The organism is Methanoregula sp., from assembly GCA_041645435.1.
GTDB lineage: Archaea > Halobacteriota > Methanomicrobia > Methanomicrobiales > Methanospirillaceae > Methanoregula.
The window spans coordinates 71,335-94,526 of record JBAZQB010000002.1 but is presented as its reverse complement, the minus strand read 5'-3'; the positions used below and the strand labels follow the sequence as shown (position 1 = coordinate 94,526).

26 protein-coding genes are annotated in these 23,192 nt (G+C 49.5%); 17 read left to right on the top strand and 9 right to left on the bottom strand.

What is annotated here, in order from left to right; genetic code table 11:
• Positions 1-149: 149 nt before the first annotated feature.
• Positions 150-1,028 carry a hypothetical protein gene (locus WC593_04145; GenBank protein ID MFA4824330.1) on the bottom strand — a complete coding sequence of 293 codons (879 nt, stop codon included), beginning with the start codon at positions 1,026-1,028 and terminating at the stop codon, positions 150-152.
• Positions 1,029-1,358: 330 nt separating this feature from the next.
• Here WC593_04145 and WC593_04140 point away from each other — a divergent pair, with 330 nt between their 5' ends.
• The gene (locus WC593_04140) at positions 1,359-1,847 is read left to right on the top strand and encodes a hypothetical protein (GenBank protein ID MFA4824329.1); all 489 of its coding nucleotides are present in this window, start codon (positions 1,359-1,361) and stop codon (positions 1,845-1,847) included.
• Between the two features lie 90 nt (positions 1,848-1,937).
• Here WC593_04140 and WC593_04135 read toward each other — a convergent pair whose 3' ends face one another.
• Positions 1,938-3,305, bottom strand: coding sequence for an SHOCT domain-containing protein (locus WC593_04135; protein MFA4824328.1), 1,368 nt, complete (start codon positions 3,303-3,305; stop codon positions 1,938-1,940).
• Between the two features lie 308 nt (positions 3,306-3,613).
• On the opposite strand from WC593_04135, the gene WC593_04130 reads away from it, so the two are divergent.
• From WC593_04130 to WC593_04120, 3 genes are all read left to right on the top strand, one after another.
• On the top strand, positions 3,614-4,150 hold the full coding sequence (locus WC593_04130; protein ID MFA4824327.1) for a GNAT family N-acetyltransferase: 537 nt from the start codon (positions 3,614-3,616) through the stop codon (positions 4,148-4,150).
• A gap of 270 nt (positions 4,151-4,420) precedes the next feature.
• Entirely contained in the window at positions 4,421-5,044 is a 624-nt protein-coding gene (locus tag WC593_04125) for a 2'-5' RNA ligase family protein (protein ID MFA4824326.1), read from the top strand.
• Positions 5,045-5,140: 96 nt separating this feature from the next.
• Positions 5,141-6,688: a hypothetical protein gene (locus WC593_04120; GenBank protein MFA4824325.1), complete on the top strand. Its 1,548-nt coding sequence runs from the start codon at positions 5,141-5,143 to the stop codon at positions 6,686-6,688.
• A 138-nt stretch (positions 6,689-6,826) separates the two neighbouring features.
• Here WC593_04120 and WC593_04115 read toward each other — a convergent pair whose 3' ends face one another.
• Both WC593_04115 and WC593_04110 read right to left on the bottom strand, forming a co-directional pair.
• Complete coding sequence (locus tag WC593_04115; protein ID MFA4824324.1) at positions 6,827-7,588, bottom strand: hypothetical protein; 762 nt, start codon at positions 7,586-7,588, stop codon at positions 6,827-6,829.
• A gap of 138 nt (positions 7,589-7,726) precedes the next feature.
• The gene (locus WC593_04110; protein MFA4824323.1) at positions 7,727-8,341 is read right to left on the bottom strand and encodes a TetR/AcrR family transcriptional regulator; all 615 of its coding nucleotides are present in this window, start codon (positions 8,339-8,341) and stop codon (positions 7,727-7,729) included.
• Between the two features lie 134 nt (positions 8,342-8,475).
• Between WC593_04110 and WC593_04105 the strand changes: the two genes are divergently transcribed.
• The 5 genes from WC593_04105 (at position 8,476) to WC593_04085 (ending at position 13,329) form a co-directional block, all read left to right on the top strand.
• Complete coding sequence (locus tag WC593_04105; GenBank protein MFA4824322.1) at positions 8,476-8,688, top strand: hypothetical protein; 213 nt, start codon at positions 8,476-8,478, stop codon at positions 8,686-8,688.
• Positions 8,689-8,697: 9 nt separating this feature from the next.
• On the top strand, positions 8,698-9,459 hold the full coding sequence (locus tag WC593_04100) for an alpha/beta fold hydrolase (GenBank protein MFA4824321.1): 762 nt from the start codon (positions 8,698-8,700) through the stop codon (positions 9,457-9,459).
• A complete protein-coding gene (locus WC593_04095) occupies positions 9,456-10,136 on the top strand; it encodes a DUF2284 domain-containing protein (protein ID MFA4824320.1) in 681 nt (226 codons plus the stop codon). The genes WC593_04100 and WC593_04095 overlap by 4 nt, the downstream gene beginning before the upstream one ends.
• Before the next feature lie 14 nt (positions 10,137-10,150).
• Entirely contained in the window at positions 10,151-11,089 is a 939-nt protein-coding gene (locus WC593_04090) for an MBL fold metallo-hydrolase (protein ID MFA4824319.1), read from the top strand.
• A 314-nt stretch (positions 11,090-11,403) separates the two neighbouring features.
• The gene (locus WC593_04085) at positions 11,404-13,329 is read left to right on the top strand and encodes a tetratricopeptide repeat protein (GenBank protein ID MFA4824318.1); all 1,926 of its coding nucleotides are present in this window, start codon (positions 11,404-11,406) and stop codon (positions 13,327-13,329) included.
• A 99-nt stretch (positions 13,330-13,428) separates the two neighbouring features.
• On the opposite strand, the gene WC593_04080 is transcribed toward WC593_04085, so the two are convergent.
• The 4 genes from WC593_04080 to WC593_04065 all read right to left on the bottom strand — a co-directional run bounded on the left by WC593_04080 (position 13,429) and on the right by WC593_04065 (position 15,897).
• The gene (locus tag WC593_04080) at positions 13,429-14,001 is read right to left on the bottom strand and encodes a hypothetical protein (protein ID MFA4824317.1); all 573 of its coding nucleotides are present in this window, start codon (positions 13,999-14,001) and stop codon (positions 13,429-13,431) included.
• A gap of 27 nt (positions 14,002-14,028) precedes the next feature.
• A complete protein-coding gene (locus WC593_04075) occupies positions 14,029-14,817 on the bottom strand; it encodes a hypothetical protein (protein MFA4824316.1) in 789 nt (262 codons plus the stop codon).
• 302 nt (positions 14,818-15,119) lie between these two features.
• The gene (locus tag WC593_04070; GenBank protein MFA4824315.1) at positions 15,120-15,410 is read right to left on the bottom strand and encodes a GYD domain-containing protein; all 291 of its coding nucleotides are present in this window, start codon (positions 15,408-15,410) and stop codon (positions 15,120-15,122) included.
• A gap of 181 nt (positions 15,411-15,591) precedes the next feature.
• Positions 15,592-15,897, bottom strand: a complete 306-nt coding sequence (locus WC593_04065; protein MFA4824314.1) for a DUF504 domain-containing protein — start codon at positions 15,895-15,897, stop codon at positions 15,592-15,594.
• A 257-nt stretch (positions 15,898-16,154) separates the two neighbouring features.
• Here WC593_04065 and WC593_04060 point away from each other — a divergent pair, with 257 nt between their 5' ends.
• The 5 genes from WC593_04060 to WC593_04040 all read left to right on the top strand — a co-directional run bounded on the left by WC593_04060 (position 16,155) and on the right by WC593_04040 (position 20,274).
• Positions 16,155-17,294, top strand: coding sequence for a response regulator (locus tag WC593_04060; protein MFA4824313.1), 1,140 nt, complete (start codon positions 16,155-16,157; stop codon positions 17,292-17,294).
• Positions 17,295-17,339: 45 nt separating this feature from the next.
• Positions 17,340-17,504 (top strand): hypothetical protein, encoded by a 165-nt coding sequence (locus tag WC593_04055; GenBank protein ID MFA4824312.1) that lies wholly within the window; start codon positions 17,340-17,342, stop codon positions 17,502-17,504.
• Positions 17,505-18,262: 758 nt separating this feature from the next.
• Positions 18,263-19,000 carry a zinc ribbon domain-containing protein gene (locus WC593_04050; protein ID MFA4824311.1) on the top strand — a complete coding sequence of 246 codons (738 nt, stop codon included), beginning with the start codon at positions 18,263-18,265 and terminating at the stop codon, positions 18,998-19,000.
• 304 nt (positions 19,001-19,304) lie between these two features.
• A complete protein-coding gene (locus tag WC593_04045) occupies positions 19,305-19,922 on the top strand; it encodes a hypothetical protein (protein MFA4824310.1) in 618 nt (205 codons plus the stop codon).
• A gap of 1 nt (position 19,923) precedes the next feature.
• Positions 19,924-20,274, top strand: coding sequence for a hypothetical protein (locus tag WC593_04040; protein ID MFA4824309.1), 351 nt, complete (start codon positions 19,924-19,926; stop codon positions 20,272-20,274).
• Between the two features lie 93 nt (positions 20,275-20,367).
• Here the strand turns inward: WC593_04040 and WC593_04035 are convergent, their stop codons facing one another.
• Positions 20,368-20,883, bottom strand: a complete 516-nt coding sequence (locus WC593_04035) for a zinc ribbon domain-containing protein (protein MFA4824308.1) — start codon at positions 20,881-20,883, stop codon at positions 20,368-20,370.
• Positions 20,884-21,152: 269 nt separating this feature from the next.
• Here WC593_04035 and WC593_04030 point away from each other — a divergent pair, with 269 nt between their 5' ends.
• The 3 genes from WC593_04030 (at position 21,153) to WC593_04020 (ending at position 23,033) form a co-directional block, all read left to right on the top strand.
• Positions 21,153-22,001, top strand: a complete 849-nt coding sequence (locus tag WC593_04030) for a hypothetical protein (protein MFA4824307.1) — start codon at positions 21,153-21,155, stop codon at positions 21,999-22,001.
• Positions 22,002-22,464: 463 nt separating this feature from the next.
• The gene (locus tag WC593_04025) at positions 22,465-22,905 is read left to right on the top strand and encodes a hypothetical protein (protein ID MFA4824306.1); all 441 of its coding nucleotides are present in this window, start codon (positions 22,465-22,467) and stop codon (positions 22,903-22,905) included.
• A gap of 5 nt (positions 22,906-22,910) precedes the next feature.
• The gene (locus WC593_04020) at positions 22,911-23,033 is read left to right on the top strand and encodes a hypothetical protein (GenBank protein MFA4824305.1); all 123 of its coding nucleotides are present in this window, start codon (positions 22,911-22,913) and stop codon (positions 23,031-23,033) included.
• Positions 23,034-23,192 lie beyond the last annotated feature (159 nt).

Sequence of the window (23,192 nt, the reverse complement as noted above, 5' to 3'; positions counted from 1 at the left end):
AACAAAAGTTTTTTTTTTAAAACCAATAGTTCTTTTTCTTTGAGACAATTACAATTTATTAAGCCTTTTTTTAATTTACTGTAGTGAATTTATTAAAAAAATAAAGAGACTGGCGATATTTAACAAATCTCAAGAAACTTCTGAAAAAATCATAAAACAGCACTCCCAGGTATAACCACCGAACCCCTGACAGGAATCACTCCCCAGAGATTCCCTTTTACCCTGCCTTCTATCAGGACAGTGATTTTGGGAGGGGAATTTTTGGGAGCCCGAATAATAAAAGAAAATACCGCCAGCATCTCTTTTCCGGTAATTTCTATGTCCAGACCTGGCATCGGGGGATAGATCTCCCAGAACATCTCATGCTCGGTTTTGAGCAGCCCCTGGTAATCCAGTAAAGTACCGGCAGATGTATTGAGCGTAAACCCGCTTTTTTTGCTGTAAGTGCCGGTAATTTTTTCTCCCGGGCCAACCGTGATTTCGAACCGATCCACCTTATAATCAGGTTGAGCCTTTGTTCCCGGCGATGAAGATGATATACTATCCAGGCCCGGCGAGAGAGAGAGCGCATCTCTGCCATTTCCAATAATGGCAGTGATAACACCCTTTTCTTTTGGGGCATAGGCCAGGATTTTCATTCCATTAGGAAAAGCAACATTAACCGTTCCATTGATAAAACGGGTGGTTGATGGATCGGCCATCCGCATACTCAGCATCAGTACCATGGTATAAAACTCATGGGTACCCGTATTCGTTCTGCGGTCTGGATTTTTAGAGAGAATTTTTTCAATCTCTTCAGGAGGGGTCCGGGTTGATACCCGGGTAACAAAGACCTTGGCATTTGGCCCGGCCAATTCATCCTCCCGGGGAGAGTCTCTGCGGTGCAAATCGGGGTCAAACCGTTCCTCATCCGTTGTTTCCTCTGAAGGGGGCAGGTATGCATCCTTCATCAGTGCGGCAGATGACTGTTCGATTTCAGACAATAATGCGAGCTCGACAGATTCAACAGATATGTCATTGTCCCCCATGAACGGTCCTCAGTATCTCTTAAAATAGTGGATTTATAAAGGATTGGATTATTACCCGCTGCAAGAGGATGACGGGTTGAGACTGGAGAAGATAGTGCATTTTTGCAGCAGCCCGACCTGCCTTTTGTCAGGATGCAACAAACACCCGCTCTCAGTCATCCATGAAAATCCGCGTGCGGTGCAATTAACAATGTATTTTCCACTCGGGTGAACGCAACCTGCAGGGATCCCGATGATTCTGACCGGGTCGTATAGAGAGAAAGGGAAAATAGTTGGGGGATTTTCCCCAATTCTTATTTATAGAAAAACAATGCTAAAGCATCACTTACTATGATCTCCTGTAAAGGTATACCGGTTATCGTTGCGATAACTCTCATGCTTCTCCTTGTTATCCCGACAGGTGCGGTCAGTATCCGGCATATTGATGTCACCGTTGCAGAAAACGGCGATGCATTGATCGTCACAGATTATACCCTGAACTGGGCAGAGCAGGCAATAGCCTATCCAGCAGCAGTCCCCCTGCTTTCGGGAGCGCTGGGAAAAAACATCCGGGTCCATTCCGTCTCTCCCGGCAATTCACAGCTTATGGTCCAGCATCTCGTGAAAGTCAACCAAAACCAAGGTATTACCACCTATAAAACACCGGCCTTCTCTCTCTCAGATGCAAGGAAAGAACTTGACAAGTACTGGTTTGGCGACATTATCACTCTTGACGGGACATCAGGGTCCATAACCATCCGTTTCCCGGATGGACAGACCGTAGAATACCAGGATCTTACTTCTGTTCCTTCCTTTGAGCATGCGATACCCCGCCCGTAACGGCCGGCCCCTCAACAGGGGCAGTGTGCCCGGAATTCCGGAATTACCGTGTGATGATGAAAGGGATTGACAGGAAATACACTGAAACGATTACACCCGTCTTAACAATTCCGTTTTTTTTGCCGAAAATTCTTCTTCGGTAATGATTCCTGCATCCCTGAGTTCTGCTAACTTTTTTATCTGATCCAGTACCGGTTGCTCCAGTGCAATTTCCTGCAGGGTAGTACTTTTGTTTTGTGCGAGGGGCGGGATCTCTCTTATCGTGCCAGTGACAGGACCCGTTGTTGTTTTGGAGATATCGCTGTCATCGTTCCTGATGATGGCACTCTCCACCCGGCCGGGAATTTCCCCCTCCATCCCGATCCTGTCAACAGGCCGGATACCGGTATCGTCCCCGGTGCTGCTCCGTGAACCAGCGGTGGACACTTCCCGGGGTATACCGGATCCATGGGTCATTGACCCGTGTCCATTATTCTCGTAAATCTTTTTTAAGTAGGATACCTGGTCCTCCTCGCGTTTATCCTGCCGGCAGATTAATCCCGTAAGGATATTTTGTGCCGTCTTTGGATCCGGTATCCCATACAGGCAGTCAAGGGGATAGCGTGATCCCTCCTCGCGACCTTTGGCAAACCCGATCCCCACGCCAAAATTGTCTTTCTGCCCGGATGCGCCAATTGCCCGGAACGATGTTTCCGCACCCCACCGCGTCATACTTTGCGGGATGATCGTCCCATAATTGTACATGCGTCCAAAGAAATCCTGCTCAAATACAATTCTGCCTATCTGGGTATGGGGGAGCATGTGTTCCTGAACGTTCAGAAAACCGCCCCGCAGCCATAACCCGTCTTTTGTGATGGTGTACCGGAGAGAACGCCGGAATTTTTCGGTCGCGATAAGGACGATGACCACTGCCACGATACAAAATGGCTGGACCAGAAATGCGATCCACCGGAGGAAGAGGAGCATGAAATTACTCGAAACGAGGGGATAGCCCTTCATGGTTGCCATTACGAATGCCGTAACTCCACTCATGAACAGCGTCAATGCCGTACCGGTCCATAATTCGGTCAACCGCATCGTCCAGCCAATAGCGGCAAAAATGATGAAAATCCCCACCGGGGCAACCATCAGGATGGAGATATTGGTAGCATCGTTTATCGGAGCAGAATATTTGCTTAAATAGTCTGTTGTATAGAAAGCCAGGGTGCCGGGCACTGCTGAAGTCAACGTCGATGATGCGACATCCAGCAGATTCTCAAGGATACTTCGTATAAAAATACATACAATAACCAGAATTACCGGCGAGAGAGCCATCAGGTATTTGTACATAAAACTCCTTCTCTCGGGCATGGTTGAGAGAAGGATGGATCCGTAATAGGTAGCCTCTATCTGGCCGGGGTTACGGGAAGTATCCTGGGGGGGAATCGGCTGAGTATTGGTATCGGATTTGGAGTTCATAAGAGCACAACCGCACTCGGGACAGGCATCCCGATGGAATCCGTACACGGATCGCATCGTGGGTATACCGTTACCTCATCCATGTTCTGTCACGAGTTTAATTGAAAAGATGCAATGAAATATATTCCGATCTGTTTTTTATTCGGGTTGTTTCCGGATTCGATGGGATGGGGCATATGGTACCATACCAGAAGCCGCAGGGCAGGTCTCGTTGTCCGAGTCCCGGAGGGGTATACTGCCATAGTTGAAAGGCACCGCCGATGAGTGCGGTGGCACCGGTATGTACCCGAGCATCTTCCTCCAAATTCATGGGATTTTATGGCCAGGACATGACAGCGGTACTCATATCTGCCGGAAAATCCTATCTTCCCGCTGGGTATCCTATGCCAGAGTTTACCATCGAACGGGTGAGGGAGAAGACCTTTCCGGAGTTCCTGTACCTGCTCGACTGTCTTGCCGGGTACGAGCGGATCGATCCGCCCGATGAAGGAGCCCGGTTACGACTGAAGGATGATATCTTCTTCGATCCCCCGAAATTTGAGGGGTATATCGGCAGGCTGGACGATAAGCCCGTTGGGTTTGTCACGTTCTATTTCACGTATTCTACATTCCTTGCCCGGCCCACCCTGTTCGTTGAAGATCTCTTCATGCTCGAACAGTACCGCAGGCAGGGTTTGGGAAAGCGCCTCTTTGACTTCTGCCGGAACGAGGCAAGGGTCCACGGGTGCGGGCGTATGGACTGGATGGTGCTGACGTGGAACAAGCCCTCTATACATTTCTATGAGAAGATCGGGGCCACCCGGCTGGGCTGGTATACGTACCGCCTGGAACGGGAACAGTTATAATAACGGAACAGAGTGCCGGGAACCGGTCATGCATGACAGGCTGGATCCCCATTGAATCTTACAAATAAACCGGGTGCTGGTTCGCTAAAAAAAATTGTCACCAGGGTAATCTGTCCCATGGGGAACTATCCGACCCGTACTCCCTTAAAGGAACAGCTCACATTATTCCGTAGCGAAGATGCACACTGATTGTTTTGCTTTTACCCCTCATCGAATCCTGAACGTTTTCCCTGAGGTTGTCGGCCTAGCTTTTATTCCCGGGTGTGAGAGATGACGCACTATCTGATCGATATCCGCATGATGGGTTCAGTGAAGCAGCAGATTCGCTCGTTAAGCAATCACCTGAATGAGAGATTTAATCTCGGGGACAAACTGGTTGTCCCGCATATCACGCTGGCCGGGCCTTTTTCAACCACGAGTGAGACACAACTCGTAAAAGATTTCACCCGAATCTGTTCGGATCAAAAGGAAATTCCCAAATATGAGGTGGGGGGTTACGGGTTCTTTGGCGACACGAGGGTTGTATATGTCACCATCACCCCTGACGAAACCCTGAAACAATTCCGCTACCAGTTATCCCAGGCACTCTCCCCGTATTGCTCGTTGCGGAGATATGATCTGGATTCTGCCGACGGATTCCGGTTCCACTCTACGCTCGCCATGAAACTTGACTGGCTCACCTTCCAGAGAATAAAATGGTATTTCAGGGGACAGGAGAGTGTCGTTTACCGGCACCACCCGATCCGGGCAACCCTGCTCCGGAATTCCAGAATTCTCTGCGAATATGATTTTATCCAGAACCGGATGCTGAGCCGGGCACAGGCACTGAGCAAGGCGACCATGATGCGGGATTTTGATATTCTTAAATCGTGGGCTGACGGGAGCTGGGAATGAGATGGCGGCAGCCATGCCGCCGCATCCGCTCCCGCACCATTGCCCCGTCAACCTTTTTCCAAAAAACCTATTACCGGTGCGGTAGCATACCACATCATGAAGAGGATAGGTAAAGCCATGAGACCGTTGATCTGCGTATCGATCCTTGCAGTACTGATCCTTTTTGCAGGCTGCCTCTACGGGTCTGATACGGGAACCGGGACTCCATCAGCCGTGGTGCCGGCCGGGTTCGTGCAGTACCAGGATGCTGCCAAGGGATATGCACTGGCTGCGCCGTCCGGGTGGGATGTCCGGCTCATGGAGGACACCTACCTTCTCGCACAGGACCGGAATTCCGCCTCATCGATCATCATCTGGCCGATCTATCTCGGCGGCCAGAACGCCAAAGCCACGGCGGTCGGGCTTTCCAGTTATGCCGCAGGACAACTCGCCCGGCAGCACCCGGGCTTCACCATTGAGTCAGTACAGAAGAGCGCTGATAACGGGATTGTCGAGATCAAGGGGAACTATACCGCAGGCGGGATCGGTAAAACCCTGGTCATGATCTCGATGGTCAAAGGCGGGAGCGGGCTCTTTGTCGCGTACGATGTGCCCTCGGCAAAATTCGCTGCCCGGGAAGGAACAATGCGGGAGATCGTCAGCACCTTCACGCTCACGGGAAAGGGGAGCCAGCCGCAACCGACAACCGAAGTCCCGTTAAACAACGTGCGGCCGCAGGTGTACTCCAACCCGCAGTTCCCGCAATTCCCCGGCGGCATGACCCTGAAGATCCCGCAGGGCTGGGTTGCGTACCAGGCACAGGCCGACACCTGCTCGATCAACTGGTGGGCTTCGGACAGCAACCAGTTCATGACCCAGACCGCAACCCTTTCCCAGTTCCTCATCTTCAAATCGGAAAAACTGAAAAACGACCAGGTGGCCTACTGGCAGCTCTACGGAGCGTCGGGGCAGAACTGGGTCACGATATTCCAGAATATGCCGGTGAACGGGGATGTCGCACCCGCCTCGTTCCTTACCGGGGTGCTTCCTGAGATCGGGAGATCTGCATACCTTAAGCAGTACTACCCGAACCTTGAGGGGATTGCCGATGTCCGGATCACCGTCACCCACCCGCTCGATGACCAGACAAAAGCGTTTTTTAAGACGGGCCTGAACGCAGAGGCCGGCAGTTACGATTTCACGTTCACGAAATCCGGCGTGCCGATGAAAGGCTCTGCGATTGTCTGGGCAACGGATTTCCCCGGAATGCCCTGGTGGAATGCCGGGATGTACACGGTCTTTGCCCCGGAGTCTGCATATGCCGGGCAGGAGGCGGTGCTTGTCCGCATCTTCCAGTCTCAGGCAGTGACTCCCGAATGGCAGCAGGCGTGCCGTGACGTGAGCGCGTACCAGGCCGATGTCCGGGATAAAGTATTTACCGAGCGGCAGAAGTCGCAGGACCGTATTTTCGAGAAATGGGACGATGTGATCCTTGACCGGGACCGGCTCTACAACCCGGATACCGGTGAGGTGTACCATGTCGATGTCTCGTTCCCCGATTATTACAAGACGAACCGGGAAAATTTTGAGATGCAGAACCTGCGGGAACTGAATCCTGATGAGTGGGAGCAAATCCCACTTGACGGGCAGTTCTACATCCGGTGACTATTTTTTTAATAAACCGGCAATTCCCCGGATGTGCTGCCGCGATACGCCCCGGTGAATTGTCGCAACCATGGGTGCGAGACCCGGCAACGATGAAAAGAGAAAGCACACGGGAATCCGGGCCCATCAGATACGATTTCAGATTCGTTTCTGATCGAATGCTGCCTTGAGGACTTCCATTTTCTGGAGAAGGGGCATGACCGCCTCCTGTGCTTCCCGTTCCCGCCGGGGGGGGACGGGAATATGGAGGTTTATCATCTGGGGTCCATTCTCTGTCATGAACGTGTAGGAGATCTCAAGCATAGCCGGTTTTCCTTCCAAATACATGACACGCACAAGACTGCTGCCCCAGAAGCCCCAGATGTGGAACCGGCCCGCAAAGAGAACGCTGTTTTTTCCAAGATAGAGATCCGTCGCGTTTGTTATTCCATATCCCATTGCGGGAAGACCATACCAGAGAAAAACAATCGTCAGGAACAGCAGGAACCCATATTCACCAATGGCAAAATAATCCACACCGTATTTAGTAAAGCAGAAGAGCACTCCTAAAAAAAGGGAGAGAGAACAGAAAAAAAGGACGACCGTCCTGATTTTTTTCAATCGTTTCTCTTCTTCCCCAAGATAGGGTGCAACCTCTTCAAACCGGTAGGTCCAGTGAAGAAGAAGATCGGTTCCCGAGAGGAGCGCATCAAATTTTCCTGCGCTCCAGTAGAGTGCAATGGCGATGATGATGCCAACAAATGACAGGGTGGCAAGAAGCAGCGGGGGGTAAAAACGGGCAAAGCTGATACCCGGGGGAAAGGTCAGCGCTGCAAGTGCAACTGCAAGACCAAGAGAACCTGCGGATATTACAAACCAGATTATGGCAGTATTTTTTTCCGGATTTTTTGAAAATCTCAAGAACGCCACCGGTCCATTACCGATGTATAGTGTATCGCCTGACCGGGTATTTAAAAAGATTTCCGGGGCTGGCGGATGGCTGGATTCAGAAACAGGAATCCTTACAAAACGGGTCGGGATGAACAAGGCAATACAAGATCAGGGATTACTCTCCCCGTAGGTCCCGGTGTATGCGGGTTTTAAGAGAATCCGGACCCCGTCAAGCCAGAGCTTGCGAAGCTCTCCCGGGTACATCCAGATCATTTCATAGTTCTGGAGCCCCGTGTACAGGGCCACGATAAGGATTGCCAGTGCATGGGCGTCAGTCTGGGTCTGGAGGAAATTTTTCTTCTTCTCGTTCCTGATCGCATTCTCAATCGCCTCAACGAACCCGGCATAATATTCCCGGGTTGCGTGCCGGACATCGGAGTTCCGGGTTGCAAGGACAAACATCTCAAAGAAGATCTTCCGCTGGCGGTCGTCGGTCAGGGCAAAGCGATCGAAGATCCGGACGAGCGTCTCTTCGAGCGGGCGATTGTAGTAGGACTCGAATGCGACTTTCTGCATATTGCCGCAGATCGTAGTAAGGACTGCCTCGATGAGCGCCTCCCTGCTGGGAAAATACCAGTATACCGCCCCTTTGGTGACACCCAGTTTTTTTGCCACGTCATCGATGGCCATCAGCTCGCAGCCACGCTCGGACATGACATCCATAGCGGCTTCGATGATCCGGCGTTTGGCATCCTCCTTGTACTCGGGTACGACCTTGGGCATTGCTCCTCATATTCACTTCACCCGTGACACGTAAAAAACATCGCATTGGGACGAATTACAAACCGTTTGGTATTTATACATTCTATTGCGTATGTTATTTGATAGGGATGGATGTAATAAAGGGGTGACTCACCATGAAAAAAATGCAGACATATCTCAACCCGGATTTCTTTGCCGGCCGATCAACCGGAACCTGCTGCTGGGGGTGTGCAAAGCGTGACGACTGCCCTATGGAGGCTGTCGGCCGGCGCTGCACGAAAGACCACACCACCTGCCCGGCGTGCACCTTGTGGGGAGAGCGGGGCTGCTTCTGTTTCGAGGTTGACCGGTCGCTCCTGAAAATGTGAGGTGAAAAAATGCCGAGAGTACACGTCAACGACATAACAATGTATTACGAGATTTTCGGGGAGGGCGAACCGCTCCTGGTCATCCAGGGGATGGGTGTGGACATCTCTTCGGTTGCGCAGATGAACAAACGGCTGGGCGAGAAGTACCGGGTCATCGTGTTTGACAGCCGGGGCACCGGCAGGACGGATAAACCCGACATCCCCTACTCCATTGAAATGATGGTTGGCGATACACTCGGGCTTATGGATACGCTGGGAATCCGAAAGGCACACGTCCTTGGGATCTCCATGGGATCGATGATCGCCGTAGCACTTGCGGCTGATCACCCTGAACGGGTGAAAGGGCTCGTGCTGCACGTTGCATTCCATCGTGTCGCGTTCCTTATGAAAACGATCTGGAGTATCATGTGGAGCACCGATGCCGGCAGGAAAAAGATGATGGCAATGTCAGACTTCATCTTCCGGCAGCAGTATCCCCCGACACCGGAATCATTTTTCCGGCAGGGCCAGGCACCGCTGCCGTTTGACGGGAGGGATCTGCTGCCGTTGATAAAAGCGCCTACGCTCATCATCAACGGCACACACGACCAGGCCGTCCCGATGAAGATCACCCGCGAGCTGGCTGCAGGAATCCCCGGTGCAAAACTGGTCCTCATCGAGGGGGACCACCTGTTTGCAGCAAAAGAACCCGACCTCCTGCTCAAACCCGCCCTTGCATTCCTTGGTGAAGTGGATGCAAAGCCGGAGAAAATTGAGGTGGACAAACCATGACACAAAATCCCGTATTGAAGCAGATCAGGGAGATGGATATGAGTAACGCTACGAAAGAGTCAGGGGATTTCACATTCCTCGTGCAGACCGCCCGCTCGCTCGGTGCAGCGGATGCAAAGGTGATCCCCGCATCACAGATAGTTGTCGAGAACCGCGTCCCGCTGAAATGCCGGTCCGGGTGCATCGGGTACGGGAAGAAACTGACCTGCCCGCCGTATGTCCCGACTCCGGACGAATTCCGGAAAGTCCTGTCAGAGTACCGGCACGCCCTGCTCGTGAAGTTCATCTGCCCGGCTCAGGCAGACCCGGACGTGATCAGCTCGATCTACCGGTACTGGCTCGACCCCTGTGCCCCAGCAGATAAGAAGGAGCAGGCAACGCAGTTCTGGAAGGACCAGTTCAGCGGCTCCGCCGCATTTGCCCCGATGATGCTCGAGCTGGAACGGACCGCGTTCAATGCCGGCAACACTTTTGCCCTTGCCCTTGTCAACGGCTCGTGCCGGCTCTGCGAGACCTGCAACGTCAAGGCCGGCATCTGTGTCCACCCCACGCAGGCCCGGATTCCCGAGCATGCCGTGGGTGTCAACATGGTAAAGACTGCGGAGAAGGCAGGGATGCCAATCCGGTTCCCGGTGCAGGGGCACCCGGAACTGATGGCGCTCCTGCTGATCGACTGAGCGAGGATGAAAACATGACCGAACACCGGGTAAAACCCGCAGACCGGGTGGAATTAACCGTTCTTGCCGACAACTATACCGATTTCTTTGTACCGCCGTCTACGCCGGTTGACCGGAGGCTGCCATTCGACCCCAATCACCAGATTCTCGCGGAGCACGGCCTCTCCTGCCGGGTCCGGGTCTTCTCTCAGAAGAAAGAGCACGCAATCCTTCTCGATGCCGGGCTCTCACCGGTGTGCCTGCCGTGGAATCTCCGTCAGATGGGACTCTCCCTTGCCGGGATCGAAACGGTGGTCCTGAGCCACGGGCATATCGATCACACCAGCGGGCTCCCCTGCGTCTTTGCCGGTGCGGGCCGGCAGGTGCCGCTCATCACCCACCCGGACGCCTTTCTCCAACGGAGGCTGAACATGCCGGGCAGGGGTACGGTTGACCTTCCGCAATTGGACCCGGTTGCGTTAAAGAAAGCCGGGGCAGATATCCTCCAACTCAAAGAACCCTCGACCCTTGCTGCCGGCCACCTGCTCGTGACCGGTAAAGTGGAGCGAAAGACCGCGTTTGAGAAGGGGATGCCGGGGATGGAGGCATTCATGGACGGTCGCTGGGTGCCCGACCCGATCAACGATGACCAGGCGATTGTCATCAACATCAAGGACAAGGGCCTTGTCGTGATGAGCGGGTGTGCCCATGCCGGGATTGTCAACACGGTTGAGTACGCGAAAAAGATCACGGGTGTCGACAATGTCCATGCTGTACTCGGGGGGTTCCATCTCACCGGGCCGGCTTTTGAACCGATCATCCAGCCAACCGTCGACGCGATGAAACGGATCGATCCTTCGTATGTTGTGCCTCTGCACTGTACCGGGTGGAAGGCGATCAACCGGTTTTCTCAGGAGATACCGGGGAAGTTTATCCCGAATATGGTCGGGACGACGTACGTGTTTGGAGAATAAAGACCTTTTTTCACGGGTTTTTTACTTTGGCGGGATGGGAAGAAGGTTCCCGTGGAGGGTTTCCTGCGCTGGTACAGGTGACCGGCAGCGGGGGGATTGATACACTGGCAAGTAGCTCTGATACATGGGGGCGGGGTAGAAAATGTGAGAGAAGGGGACGACGATAGTGCCCGGAACAGCGATGAGGGAAAATGTAACACATTTTTTCATTTCCCCCAAAAAAACTGTATATCCGAAATATAATTTACTATTCAAACATAATTCCCCAAATAATTATATATTGATGAATAATATGTCAGAGTGCTTGTGGAAGTATGAAGTCAAATGACGAACCTTTGAAAAACGGGAACATAGAAGAAATGGTTCCCGCAGACACTAATGGATGGGTAACGAAAGGAGATCACTATGTCGATCATGGCCAATACCCCAAGGCCATTGAATGTTATAATCAGGCATTAGGAATCGATCACCATAATATCAATGCCCTTTGCCAGAAAGGAATCACCCTTGCCAAACTCTGGAATGACGATGAAGCGATCAATTGTTTTACAACAGCATTAAACATTAACTCCCAATCCTGCGAAGCTCTTCTATCCTATGGGATTGGCCTTTATTATATCAACAGGGATTCCGAAGCCATCAAGAAACTCGAACGTGCACTTGAACTGGAGCCAGAAAATCCTAATATTGTTATGTGGAACGCAATTGTTCTCCCATTTACCGAATTCAGATCGGATTCAGAAGAGTATATTAAAAAAGCATGGACCATATATTTAAAAAATCCTGAAAACTACGATAATTTACTACTGCTCAAAGGTCGCGCATATTACAATCTTAAAAAATATTATGAAGCCTTGAAATGCTTTGATGAGTATCTGATAAAAAAACCCGATAATATCGAGACAATACTTAGAAAGGCTCTTGTGTACTCCTTTATTGGCGAGATTGATGTGGCATTGGATATTGTTGATTCATTACTCATATTAAACCCAAAAAATTCATTATCATTATATTATAAAGGATATCTTCTCCTTAACAAAAGGGAATACGATGATTCAATAAAAAATCTGGATGCTGCACTTAAAATTAATCCTAACTATCAGATAGCATTTTTCCAAAAAGGAAATGCATTTCTCTACCTTGAAAAATATCGGGATGCGGAATTATGTTTCGATACTGTTTTAAAAAACCATTCTTACGACCCTGACGTTTGGAACAACAAGGGTATTACACTAACAAAACTTGAACAAGAAAAACCGGATTATTCGAATGCAATACACTGTTTTGATAAGGCTTTACAGATTGATCCAGATTATAAAAATGCATTACAAAATAAAGGAATGACATTACTAGATTGGTACGACACAAAAAAGGAAACCAAATGTATTGAGTTATCAATCAGCTGTTTTGATAAAATAATTAAAAATGATTCAACCGATTATGATGCATGGTGCAACAAAGGAATTGCTCTGGCCAAAATTAAAGACTATAAACAGGCAAGAAAATGTTTTGAAACGGCATCAAAAATTCGCGAATATTCCGGAACGGCAGAACTGGGATATAAGTTTGTGAAAGAACTTGATGACAAGGAACAGACCATACAATCGAATTATCTCGATTTCCAGGGAAAACTAATCGAAGGGTTAAGCGCAGTGGTTAAAGAAAATCAGGAGTATCTGTCACACGCGTTGAAAGATTTCCGTCTGGGACTAAATGTATCCCTCGGAATGTATATCGGGCAATTTTTTATAGGTGTTGTTCTGATTGCCGCTGCTATCTACCTCTATTTGCTCGGTAAAACAGATCTGTTAACGTATCTTTTTGGTGGCGGCGGTGTGACCATATTCGTTCTTTTGATCTTTAAACCCCCCCAGGAGATCCAGAAAAACCGTGTAGATCTGACACAGTGGCTGATCGCGTATTACAACTGGAATAACTCATTCCTTGCAATTAACACCCATCTGGCCCGAAAATTCTCACATAATGTACCTTCAGAACAGATCCAGAAAAGTAACGTGATATCCGCGAATAAAAAAATAAAAGATGAATGGACAGATCTAAAAGAGATCATAGAATACTTGGGTAAAATGACCTACGACACCATTAATATTATCGAAGCATCCTGCGAACCAAAAGTGCAACAGAATACTCAAGACGACAAAGAAAAAAAAACCGAAGGAAAGGAACAACCGGAACAAAAACCGGATGCTAAGAAACACAGAATTTTCAGCCGCAAGTAAAAAAACCAAAATAATAGATTCGTGAGGGTAGTAAACTCAACAATTATTAGTAACAAAAACGAATTTGAAATATCCCCCATTTTTTTCCATGTACCAGATTTATTCTCCATCTGTTTTCGGTGCCCCTGTCCCGGAATTCCCCTCGGGTGTTCCACCACTTGGTGGTTTTCCCTCAGGTTTTTCAAAAAGTACCCCTGCAATTTCATTGATCTTTTTTATGAATGAATTGGTCGAATATCCTGTGAGGAACGCCAGAGCAGAATAAAACATAACAGTTTTCTGGGAATATATTTTCGTGGCCAGAGGCTCGGTCTCGATCCCGGACAGGGTCATAAGACCTCCAGCAACGAAAAAGAATGCTGCCACTGCAAGGATTGTGGCGATTATCGGCCGGAAGAAGTACCACCAGAAATACTCCGGTTTAAAATTTTTTTGTTTATGGTGATTCGTGTATCCAAAAATACTATAGACAAGACCCCCGAGAGCACCGGAACAGCTAACGTAGATCAATAATTTGACAATATTGTCATAATTCTGGTAATAGGTAAATATCGCAAAAGTTGCAAAGAAGATGGTCAATAACATTGTATAAACCGCGATGAAGTTATCCTTCATTTCTTCTCTTTTTTTCAGGTTCTGATCCATTTCCTGTTGAGGTGTATTTTCTGTCATAATAATACCTGAATCCCACAATGATGTTTATTTTTTCCTAACATTTTCTAACGTAGTCCGCCCGATCTTTTCAGTTATTTTTTCTGTTTTTCTGTAGATGTTGACTGGTACAGAAAAGATATCTTTATCCTTCTGGTTATATGACGGTGCACCCTTGAATAGCATATTGGGGTCGGGACGGTCTTTAGTCCCGGTATAGCAGAAGCCCGCCAGAACGGGTCCGTCAAAACTGCCTTCAGCAATTATCAGGGCATTGCTTTTTTCATTTGCATAGTCGCCCGGAGAGAGATACCCATGCAGCCATGCATCATTCTGCGCATCCGAGGGTGTACTACCGGAATCCTCTTTCATCTGACAGATCCATGCTTTGCAGGTTGGACCATAACGAAATGTATGCCACTTCCAGCCATACTCATACTCCCGGACAGATTCTATTTGTTTAATAAAACTTTCAGGAGGACATTTTCCGAAATCATTCAACGATGAATTTACCACTTGAAGAAAAGCGTCTACATTCGCATACCCATACTTCTTTGCCACTGCATCCGTGAGTTTAGGGGTATCTTTCATCTTTACGCATTCTTCACTCTCTGGTTCAGTGGATAGTGCAGCATTGCCGAGCGGGATTGTCACCCAGTTGTTCTGAATAAATACGGTTACCATCTTGCTTCCCGTAACGGGGGGTTCTTTTGGATCCCACCAGAAAATGGCTGCATACGCGCAATCATTTTTTTTCAGTTTCAGATTATCCACTGCGGCTTTGGTAGTTTTGGCAGTAATCTCAATAGGCACGTCATTCAGTTTCGCGGTGATCATTGCGTCCGGATTCTTAAATGAAATATTATTAACCGTGCATCCCAGATTTACCCCAAAAATCATGATCTCACCAAAAAACAGATAGTTGTTTTAGATATAAATAGTTTTTACATAATTAAATTATTATTTTGTTTATTATTACTTTGAGGATCGCAGTTCAATACATTGGCCGCGTTTTTAACTTAAACGGTGTCCAGTCAGAAGGTGCCCATTCAAAACAGCGATGAGACAGGCTCCGGAACGATAAGGAGACAAACATTTCCCTGACCACAACGTTCCCCAACCTTTTCCTGGTGAGCGGTTCATTTCTCTTTTGCGATCGCGTAGAGCATGTCGGCCGGAATGGTCTCTAAGGTCTCGGTCCGGACGGTCCCGAACCTGCCGACAATGGCAAGGAACTTCACTAGCGCCTCTTTCGAGGGCAGGTCGATGATTGCCACAAAATCGTACTGGCCTATCGTGTAATACAAGGAGATCAGTTTTCCGCCGAGGGATTCTATAATCTTTGTTGCTTTCTTGTCCCGCTCTTCAATGCTGCCCAGATTTTCAAACGCAGCATGCTTCAGGTTCCCGAGCATCACATAGGTTGCCATACGAAGAACCCTTACCCGCTGGAGGGTTATAATAATTTCGGACGGGGTATGTGCCGGGTTCACCGGCCTCTCCACGCAAGTCTCCGGTCGAGAGTGAGACGCGATACCGGGACTCTAAGGAGTCCGATAAAACACTGCGGAAAGAGCGGTTGTCCTGCTTCTCGCTTTCTGCCCGGCACGGTCAGGTCTTACGCAGGCTCTCTTCTATGAGGGTGGATGCCTGTCCTTCGATCTTCAGGTTCTCGAATTCAACCATCCCGTCATAGGTGATGAGCAGGATACGGTGATACGGTACGGGTTTTACGCCATCGAGGGTCCGGATCTCCATGTAGTACGGCTCCAGGCTGATATCGGGACCGCTGACGGTGGACCGGTCGGACGGTGCACCCCGGTCGATATACCAGACCTGGACTTTTGCGGGATCGTAGCGGTTATCGTACCAGTACTGCTGCAGGAGTTTATGGCTGGTCAACATGATCCATTGCATTAGCATAATCCGGGGGAAGTAAAAAAATACTGTGCTGGCCACTCACTCTTCCTTACAGCACGATCGGGCACTTTATGTCCGGCATTCGGACAGAGTTCCGGCAGGATGGTGGAGATTATGCGGGTCAGCCGGTTCGGGGTGCTGATGGAGATTGCAGGTGTAAAAGGGTTGTAGTAAGGTGGATGGAGGAGGAGGGGCTCCACAAAACAATTTCAATTGTTTTTATATACTACAAGGTGGAAGTTATTTACCACCACATGACCACCGATACCCCTCCGGCAGAACGGAAAAGAGCCATCCATGTTCTCGTAGTTGATGACGAGCCGTTCCTTGTGGATATCGCGCAACGATTCCTGGAACGGAATAATTTCTGTACGGATTCTGCCTACTCGGCAGACGAAGCGCTGCAAAAGATCAACCAATACTCCTATGATGCGATTGTATCCGATTACCAGATGCCCGGAAAAGATGGTATTGCATTATTAAAACAGGTGCGTGCCTCCTATCCAATGACACCGTTCATCCTCTTTACCGGCCGGAGCAGGGAAGAGATTGTCATCCAGGCATTGAACGAAGGTGCGGATTTCTATATCCAGAAAGGCGGGGATACCACAGCCCAGTTCGTGGAGCTCTCCCACAAGATCCACCGGGCGGTTGAGAGGCGGAACGCCGCCGCTGCAATCGAAGAGCGCAACGAGGTCCTTGGCGCTATCCTCGCGGCCTCCCCGTTCGGCATTGCGCTGGTGAAAAACCGGACAATGCAGTGGCTCAACGAGTCCCTGGCAACGATGCTCGGGTATACTACCGAAGAGCTGATCGGCATGCCAGTCCGGAACCTGTACAAGACCGACGAAGACTATCTCGATGCCGGAGACCAGATATCGTCCGAGCTGAAAGTAAACGGGCAGTCAAGGATCCGGGCGCGGCTCCTGCGGAAGAACGGGTCCCTGATGGACTGCGAGGTCCAGATGGCATCCCTCAATACGAAAAAACCGCTGTACAGCCGTATGGTCACGATCACGGACATCACAAAACGACTCGCCATTACCCGCGAACTGGAGCATCTCTCGAAAATGCCCCACCTCGAACTCAACCCGGTTATCGAAGTGAATGACCGGGAGGAGATCACCTATTTCAACGATGCAGCTATCGATGTCCTGATCCGGCATGGCAAAGGCGAAGGGCTCGAAGCATTCATACCGCAGGATCTGAGCGGGATTCTTGCCATGATCCCGAAATCTGATGCGCAGTGCATCTACCGCACGATCCAGATCGGTTCTGTCCCGATGATTGTGCATATAACGCTCAGCGGCACCTACAAAGTGGCCCGTATCTCCGCGTTCGATATCAATGATGCAAAGCGCGTTGATGATTTTGTCAGTAAGGCAACCAGCTGATTTTTTTGTGTACAACAAAAAACCCGTGCACGCGTATACCTTCTTGTGACCGCACTGGCAGGGAGATTTCCGGATACCCGCAGGATCGCGTACCTCATTGCCGGGACTTTGCGGAATGAATGCCGGGACCGGTACCCTGAAGCTGCACACTTCCGGTCCATGCCGATAAATCCCCACTCCCCGCATACATCTAACCGCCCGGATAGCTGAACGATGCGGCACCATCCCCGCGTTCCATCCAGTTTTTTGTAAAAACGCCCCGATAAAACCGGTCTTTTGAGAGAACACGATCTCCCGGGAACTATGGACTGCGATTGCCGGAAATACGATCATATTGTACCGGAAATCCATCCTCAATCCCGCGATCCAGGCTCGCATGTCACTGGTGATGGTCTCCGTGACAACGACAGGGATTGTCAGGGTCATCACCCAATGTGATGTTGCACCGGACTCTTTTGCCAGTTCCGCAATTCGGTCTGAGAACTGTATGACTTTTATCGGGTCCGGGTTATCCATCGGCATGACCGAGAAAAAAACAATGCCCATACTGAATAGTACACCTAATTCTTTCACTTCTTTCTTCTGCCCTGCAATTCCGAGAACGTAAGGATTAATCGAGATATTTCTCTTTATATCAAATCCTATCCCTGCCAGTCGTGCATGAAGTGTATTACAATACTCCTGCGTGAAATTGAGAAGTGTATCAAGGCGAGATCCGCAGCTTTCACAAAATCTTCCCTCAGGGGTGGACCTGCCACAAGTCGGACAAATCGGCATACACTTCTATCCTCGTTATTTTCTGATTGGGGTAATGGAATACAAACACTGTCAAGGAAAACAGGGAAAATTTCCTAAGTGTGCTGGGGGAGAAGGGGGATTTGACATTCTCGATGAAGACTTTTTTCCACACAGGTTCCTGCGATACTTGTATTAATCAAAAAGATGGGAAGTAATGTTAGTTGATCTGAATGGATTTACCCAAGGATATCGATGCTGCCCAACTGGCGTTGAAACCCGATGAGGAGGTTATTTTATGGACATTCGGGGCGTTCAGTCCCCCCGTGGGAGGATGGGGGGGTCTCTGGTCGTTTTTTGTTCTGACCAGCCTGCGGGTAGTCATCTTTTATCCAAAATCCCTACCGTTCCTTAGCTCTCCAATATATGATCAGGTCTGGGAGGTCGGGCTGGAGAAAATTACCAAATTAATTCATAAAGAATCCCCCCTCCTTGAAAACCCGGGCGTTATCATCAATGACATAAAGTTTCACTCGATGGGTAAGGGATTAAAAGACAATCCCCGGTTCAGCAATGTCAGGGGAGTGGGAGATATTGCTATTATTTTTACCCAGATAACGGAGCAGATACAGCAGATGAGAGCCCGGGAATCTGCAAAAAAACAACCCGTTTCACAACCTGCCCCGCAGGGTTCGTCCATTATTTTCCAGCCGGTCATTCAGAACGTATCGAACGTCCGGCAATCCCCGCAGATACACTATACACCAACGGAAAATACCCGTATTGGCAGAGTGGGAGACGATATCATCGAGATAAAAGATTCGGTTCTTACGCGGAGTGATATCGGGACAAAATCCGGCGGGAGAGACCCCCAACCGTTCGAGATATGCCCTTATTGCGGTAAAGAGCTTCACCTCCCTAAAACGCCGAAATTTTGTCCGTATTGCAGGGAACCCCTGTCCGCACCATAATTTTTAAAAAACAACACTCGTACCGGGAGCTGAACAACTATCAGGTTTCATCCATGATACCCCATTATCGGCCTGCAATTTTGGGGGGGACTGGCACGGGGCAACCGTGACTATCCTTTCAGAGAATGATAATATTTTGGTTTTTCCGGGCCGTTTTTTGTTGCATCTTTAAGGATACTTGAATACTCAACAGGGATGAGTTCCGGCGGTACCACCTTTAGTAAGTCCCGTTAACGTAAACAGCACCCCCTGGGGATAAATACTTTATATTCTGCTTCTCACCATTGTCTGTTGGGAGCAGTATATGATGGCACACAAAAAAGTAAACCAAAGGATGCCGTTTCTTAAAGTATTACTGATACTGGGTGTAGTCTCCCTCGTTATCATCCCCCCTGCAGGGGCAAATTCTGCTCCCCCGGTAACCACGGTGAAGGTATACTTTGAAAGAGACACTATTCCGGTTAATCAACCCGTCATGTTTACCGTGAACTGCTCTGCATACGACAATCCCGAATCAAATCCACGTCATGAAATAAATGAATTGGGAGACATATTCTCGTTTTCAGCAGTATGCCCATCGTACGGGTGTTTTAATCGTATGTACGAGTACCTGGACTACCCCCATCTGACCCAGTGTGCTCTTTTTGGGGAACTGAACGGAGAGCAATTTACTCTTCTGAATGTACAAAAACCATTTTCCTGTTCTTCGCTCAATAACGGGAGAGCGCAGTCATGTAAACTCCATATCAATCTCTCATCCGCACACTATACCGCCATCCCGGCACCAGCAACGAATATTTCACCCTCACCTGCGGACAGGATAGTGATCATGGAAACTCCAACGCCGGAACCGGTAAAAACGAAGGGTATCTTCGATGATGTTATCTGCTTCCTGAAAAATCTCATAGGCGGGACTTGTTAGGATGATCTATGAGACCCAATTTCTTTTCGCTCTCGTTCTGACGTGGCTGGTTGAAGTCCCGGTCTTATGGTTTTTGATCCGCACGATAGTGAAACTCAGGGATGTCCCTGTTATACGAATTATTTTTACGGGAATTCTTGCAACCGCCCTCACCCTCCCGTATCTCTGGTTCGTCCTGCCGGCATACATTGGGGCAACGCATTACCTGCTTATTGGCGAACTCTTCGTCATTGCAGTCGAGAGTGTGATCCTGAACCAGATCCTGCGGATACGGCCCGGCCTGTCAATTGCACTTTCAGCGGTGATGAATGCAGCATCGTTCATTGTGGGATGGTGGGTGCTTGGCGGGTAACGTACCAGAACCCAAAACGGGTACCTTTTTACCGGGGGTAACAGGTTATTGCAGCCCCTGATTTTATAAAAAATAGGAGGGTCAATTTCTTACTTACAGCCCGTGTCCCGCTTCAGGAGCGTCATGCATTTTCATGGCAATGATGAAAAAATAGAGACCCGATATCAACGTAATAACCCCAATAAATCCACACAGGCTCTTCACCCAGCATAAGTTAATATCGATACTCCGGGGAGTGCGGACCCGGTTTCTGAGGAGATAAAAATCCAGGATAATCTCGATTGAGAAGAAAACCATGAGGAAGATAGCAAGGAGGAGTCCAAACGTATCAGGATAATATTTACCGGTCTCGATAGAAAAACCATACACGCCAATTGCTCCGAAGATAAAACTTGCCACAAGATCCAAAATTATGACAGCATAAAAAAGGCCTGAATAATGAAAGGATCTCTGGGTGCTTTTCGCGTCAGGAAACGGTGCCGGTACCGTACCTGCCGGCTGCGTGTAAGGCGGATATGCCGGTTGCTGCACGGTAACCAGCTGGGCTCCGCAGCGCTCACAAAATCTTCCTTCAGGGGTATTACGCCCGCAATTTGGACAGGTGACCATAATAGCCTCACTGTACTGATGAAATATTCAAACCTAGAAATAGATTTGGTTAATGTAAAGAATCGCTATATCATCGACTGGCACACCGACCTCCTGGAAAATACCCGGTGCGACCTTCACCCCCTATCAGGTAATAACTCCTCATCCACTCATCTTCCCCCCGTTGCCTCCCGCAGAATACATCCACCCAACGGTTCGATGAACGGGTTCGTATATCCCGCTTGCAAATCCACGCAAAAGGATTTTATCTCAGGTTATAAGATCAGTTTATGCCGGCTTACTATTTTGCCATGGAAGGATATCACACCGGGGAAAAACCCGATCCCACTGTCGATAAACTGATCACTATCCAATACCAGAAGATCGACCTGACCACCGGTGAACCGCTGGGTGAGTTGACCATCCTAAAAGAGTGGGAGAGCTCCGAACAGAGTATCATCACTACGTTCTGCAACCAGTTTTTCAGGACGGAAATGCCGGTTACTCATTTTATTCCTGTGGGCATGAGTCTCGATTACGAATACGAGATGATCATCACGAAATGCAAAAAATACAACCTGCCCGCGATTACCAGTCACCAGCTCTATTTCCAGCGACCCCGTTTTGATCTCAGGCCAATTGTTGTCCTGCTGAATGACGGGCGGTTTGCAGGTGCCCGTCTCGATCTGTTCTCATCGAAAAAATATGATGGCAGTCACATGAAGAAATGGTACGAGACCAAGGATTTTAAAAAGATTGAGCACTTTATCCGGGAAGAAACAGAATCTGTGCTCAAACTGCTGCAATACCTGAGTAAATACAAAACCCGGCTGGGCATTACCAAGAAAGAAGAACCCGGCCACAGGAAACCTGCGCATACGACACCCCCGGCCCGTGCGGAAAAGGCACTTCCCACTCCTCCAAAATCCCCGGCACCTGCAATGCACACTACAAGAAAACCGGCGGATGCTAAGACCCCCGCTCCGAAGAAGAGTTCGGCACAGCTAGCAAAGGCAGAGCCCGGAGATGCGAAGAAATCTTTCGGAAAAACAAAATCCGCAGAGAAACGAACATCCGTACCGCTCAGCCAGTTTCGCAAACACACGCCAGCGAAAAAGAATGCGGGAAAACGGGGATAAGCGGGAATTTTCGTTTTCCTTTTTTTTTCACAAATATGGGGGTAAGCGGAGCCGGGCAGCACCCTGCAAAACGCCACCGACTCCTACAGTCATTGGGGCATCACCGTTGTTCCGGGATGATTGTCAGCGCCCTGATTCCCATCCCCATGCTAAAAGCCGGCTCGTCTCCCATTATTATCCCGCACCTCTCCAGTTTTTCCCGCATCATTCCCGCATCATTCCCGCATCATTCCCGCTCATTTCCCGCTCTTTTTCCACGGCAGACAACGCATACAAGGCCATTTCCCAATAATAAATAAAATTCAGTCACGACTAAGCCCATTTACGGCGTATACGGGTATGTCAAAGGGCCCTGATACAAGAAGGAAAAACACCACAAAAGAAGGAAAACCACATGGCAGATTTCGTACAGAAGACAACCATAAAGACCGCGGTTCGCTAACTCGCGAGCCCGATTGCAGCTGTGGCAGCGTTCAACACGATCGTCGAGTCGGTCCTGACCGGCAACCCGTTTGCCTGTGTAGCCTACATGTCCGCCGGTATCAGCCACCCGGGAGTCGAGAAGACCCGGGAGTACTACGTGGCAAAAGTAGTGTACCAGGACAATGAAGCAAATACCGTGGCAAACGATTCCGGCCGGTTCAACACCATCGCCGGGTTCAATGCCGGGGCAACCGCAATCCTTCCAAATGCAGCCCTCACCGCGGCCCACGGGGGCTCGCCGTACCGGGACACCGACAGCGAGAGCTATTCGGCGACCCTCAAGTGCCACGACGCAAACGGGGAGATCTACATGATCACGTTCAGCCGGGACAGAGTAAGCCTCACGTCCTACTCGGACGACAGCATCCGGACAACGGTCGAGACCTGGGCCGACACCGTCACGGCACTCATCGGAGGGTGATGGGGATGGACAACGAACTCATCCTCACCGGCGCATTTCTCGGTGCCGGGCTGCTCGCCTATGTGATCGTCTCCGGCCTCCTCGTCACGTGGGACCGGGTTCTCGACCACATGGAAGAAAAGAAGTAAGGATAAAAGGGCAGGGAAATTCCCCTGCCACAATTTTTTCATTATCACTCAGACGTTTTCACAGCCTCTTGCGGACCGGAACACGTAAGCACCGTCACGGGAAGTAAAGGGGAACTGGTTAAATCCAAGGAGATATATTTTGCAATTTTGATAGGATTT

Excerpts from the sequence above, each read along its gene's own strand:
- WC593_04035 (MFA4824308.1), bottom strand. The coding sequence starts at position 20,883 with ATGGTCACCTGTCCAAATTGCGGGCGTAATACCCCTGAAGGAAGATTT.
- WC593_04130 (MFA4824327.1), top strand. The coding sequence starts at position 3,614 with ATGGGATTTTATGGCCAGGACATGACAGCGGTACTCATATCTGCCGGA.
- WC593_04095 (MFA4824320.1), top strand. The coding sequence starts at position 9,456 with ATGACACAAAATCCCGTATTGAAGCAGATCAGGGAGATGGATATGAGT.
- WC593_04120 (MFA4824325.1), top strand. The coding sequence starts at position 5,141 with ATGAAGAGGATAGGTAAAGCCATGAGACCGTTGATCTGCGTATCGATC.
- WC593_04040 (MFA4824309.1), top strand. The coding sequence starts at position 19,924 with ATGATCTATGAGACCCAATTTCTTTTCGCTCTCGTTCTGACGTGGCTG.
- WC593_04065 (MFA4824314.1), bottom strand. The coding sequence starts at position 15,897 with ATGCAATGGATCATGTTGACCAGCCATAAACTCCTGCAGCAGTACTGG.
- WC593_04105 (MFA4824322.1), top strand. The coding sequence starts at position 8,476 with ATGAAAAAAATGCAGACATATCTCAACCCGGATTTCTTTGCCGGCCGA.
- WC593_04075 (MFA4824316.1), bottom strand. The coding sequence starts at position 14,817 with ATGATCACCGCGAAACTGAATGACGTGCCTATTGAGATTACTGCCAAA.
- WC593_04020 (MFA4824305.1), top strand. The coding sequence starts at position 22,911 with ATGGACAACGAACTCATCCTCACCGGCGCATTTCTCGGTGCCGGGCTG.
- WC593_04135 (MFA4824328.1), bottom strand. The coding sequence starts at position 3,305 with ATGAACTCCAAATCCGATACCAATACTCAGCCGATTCCCCCCCAGGAT.
- WC593_04085 (MFA4824318.1), top strand. The coding sequence starts at position 11,404 with ATGAAGTCAAATGACGAACCTTTGAAAAACGGGAACATAGAAGAAATG.
- WC593_04030 (MFA4824307.1), top strand. The coding sequence starts at position 21,153 with ATGCCGGCTTACTATTTTGCCATGGAAGGATATCACACCGGGGAAAAA.
- WC593_04140 (MFA4824329.1), top strand. The coding sequence starts at position 1,359 with ATGATCTCCTGTAAAGGTATACCGGTTATCGTTGCGATAACTCTCATG.
- WC593_04125 (MFA4824326.1), top strand. The coding sequence starts at position 4,421 with ATGACGCACTATCTGATCGATATCCGCATGATGGGTTCAGTGAAGCAG.
- WC593_04045 (MFA4824310.1), top strand. The coding sequence starts at position 19,305 with ATGATGGCACACAAAAAAGTAAACCAAAGGATGCCGTTTCTTAAAGTA.
- WC593_04060 (MFA4824313.1), top strand. The coding sequence starts at position 16,155 with ATGACCACCGATACCCCTCCGGCAGAACGGAAAAGAGCCATCCATGTT.
- WC593_04100 (MFA4824321.1), top strand. The coding sequence starts at position 8,698 with ATGCCGAGAGTACACGTCAACGACATAACAATGTATTACGAGATTTTC.
- WC593_04050 (MFA4824311.1), top strand. The coding sequence starts at position 18,263 with ATGGATTTACCCAAGGATATCGATGCTGCCCAACTGGCGTTGAAACCC.
- WC593_04080 (MFA4824317.1), bottom strand. The coding sequence starts at position 14,001 with ATGACAGAAAATACACCTCAACAGGAAATGGATCAGAACCTGAAAAAA.
- WC593_04110 (MFA4824323.1), bottom strand. The coding sequence starts at position 8,341 with ATGCCCAAGGTCGTACCCGAGTACAAGGAGGATGCCAAACGCCGGATC.
- WC593_04145 (MFA4824330.1), bottom strand. The coding sequence starts at position 1,028 with ATGGGGGACAATGACATATCTGTTGAATCTGTCGAGCTCGCATTATTG.
- WC593_04090 (MFA4824319.1), top strand. The coding sequence starts at position 10,151 with ATGACCGAACACCGGGTAAAACCCGCAGACCGGGTGGAATTAACCGTT.
- WC593_04070 (MFA4824315.1), bottom strand. The coding sequence starts at position 15,410 with ATGGCAACCTATGTGATGCTCGGGAACCTGAAGCATGCTGCGTTTGAA.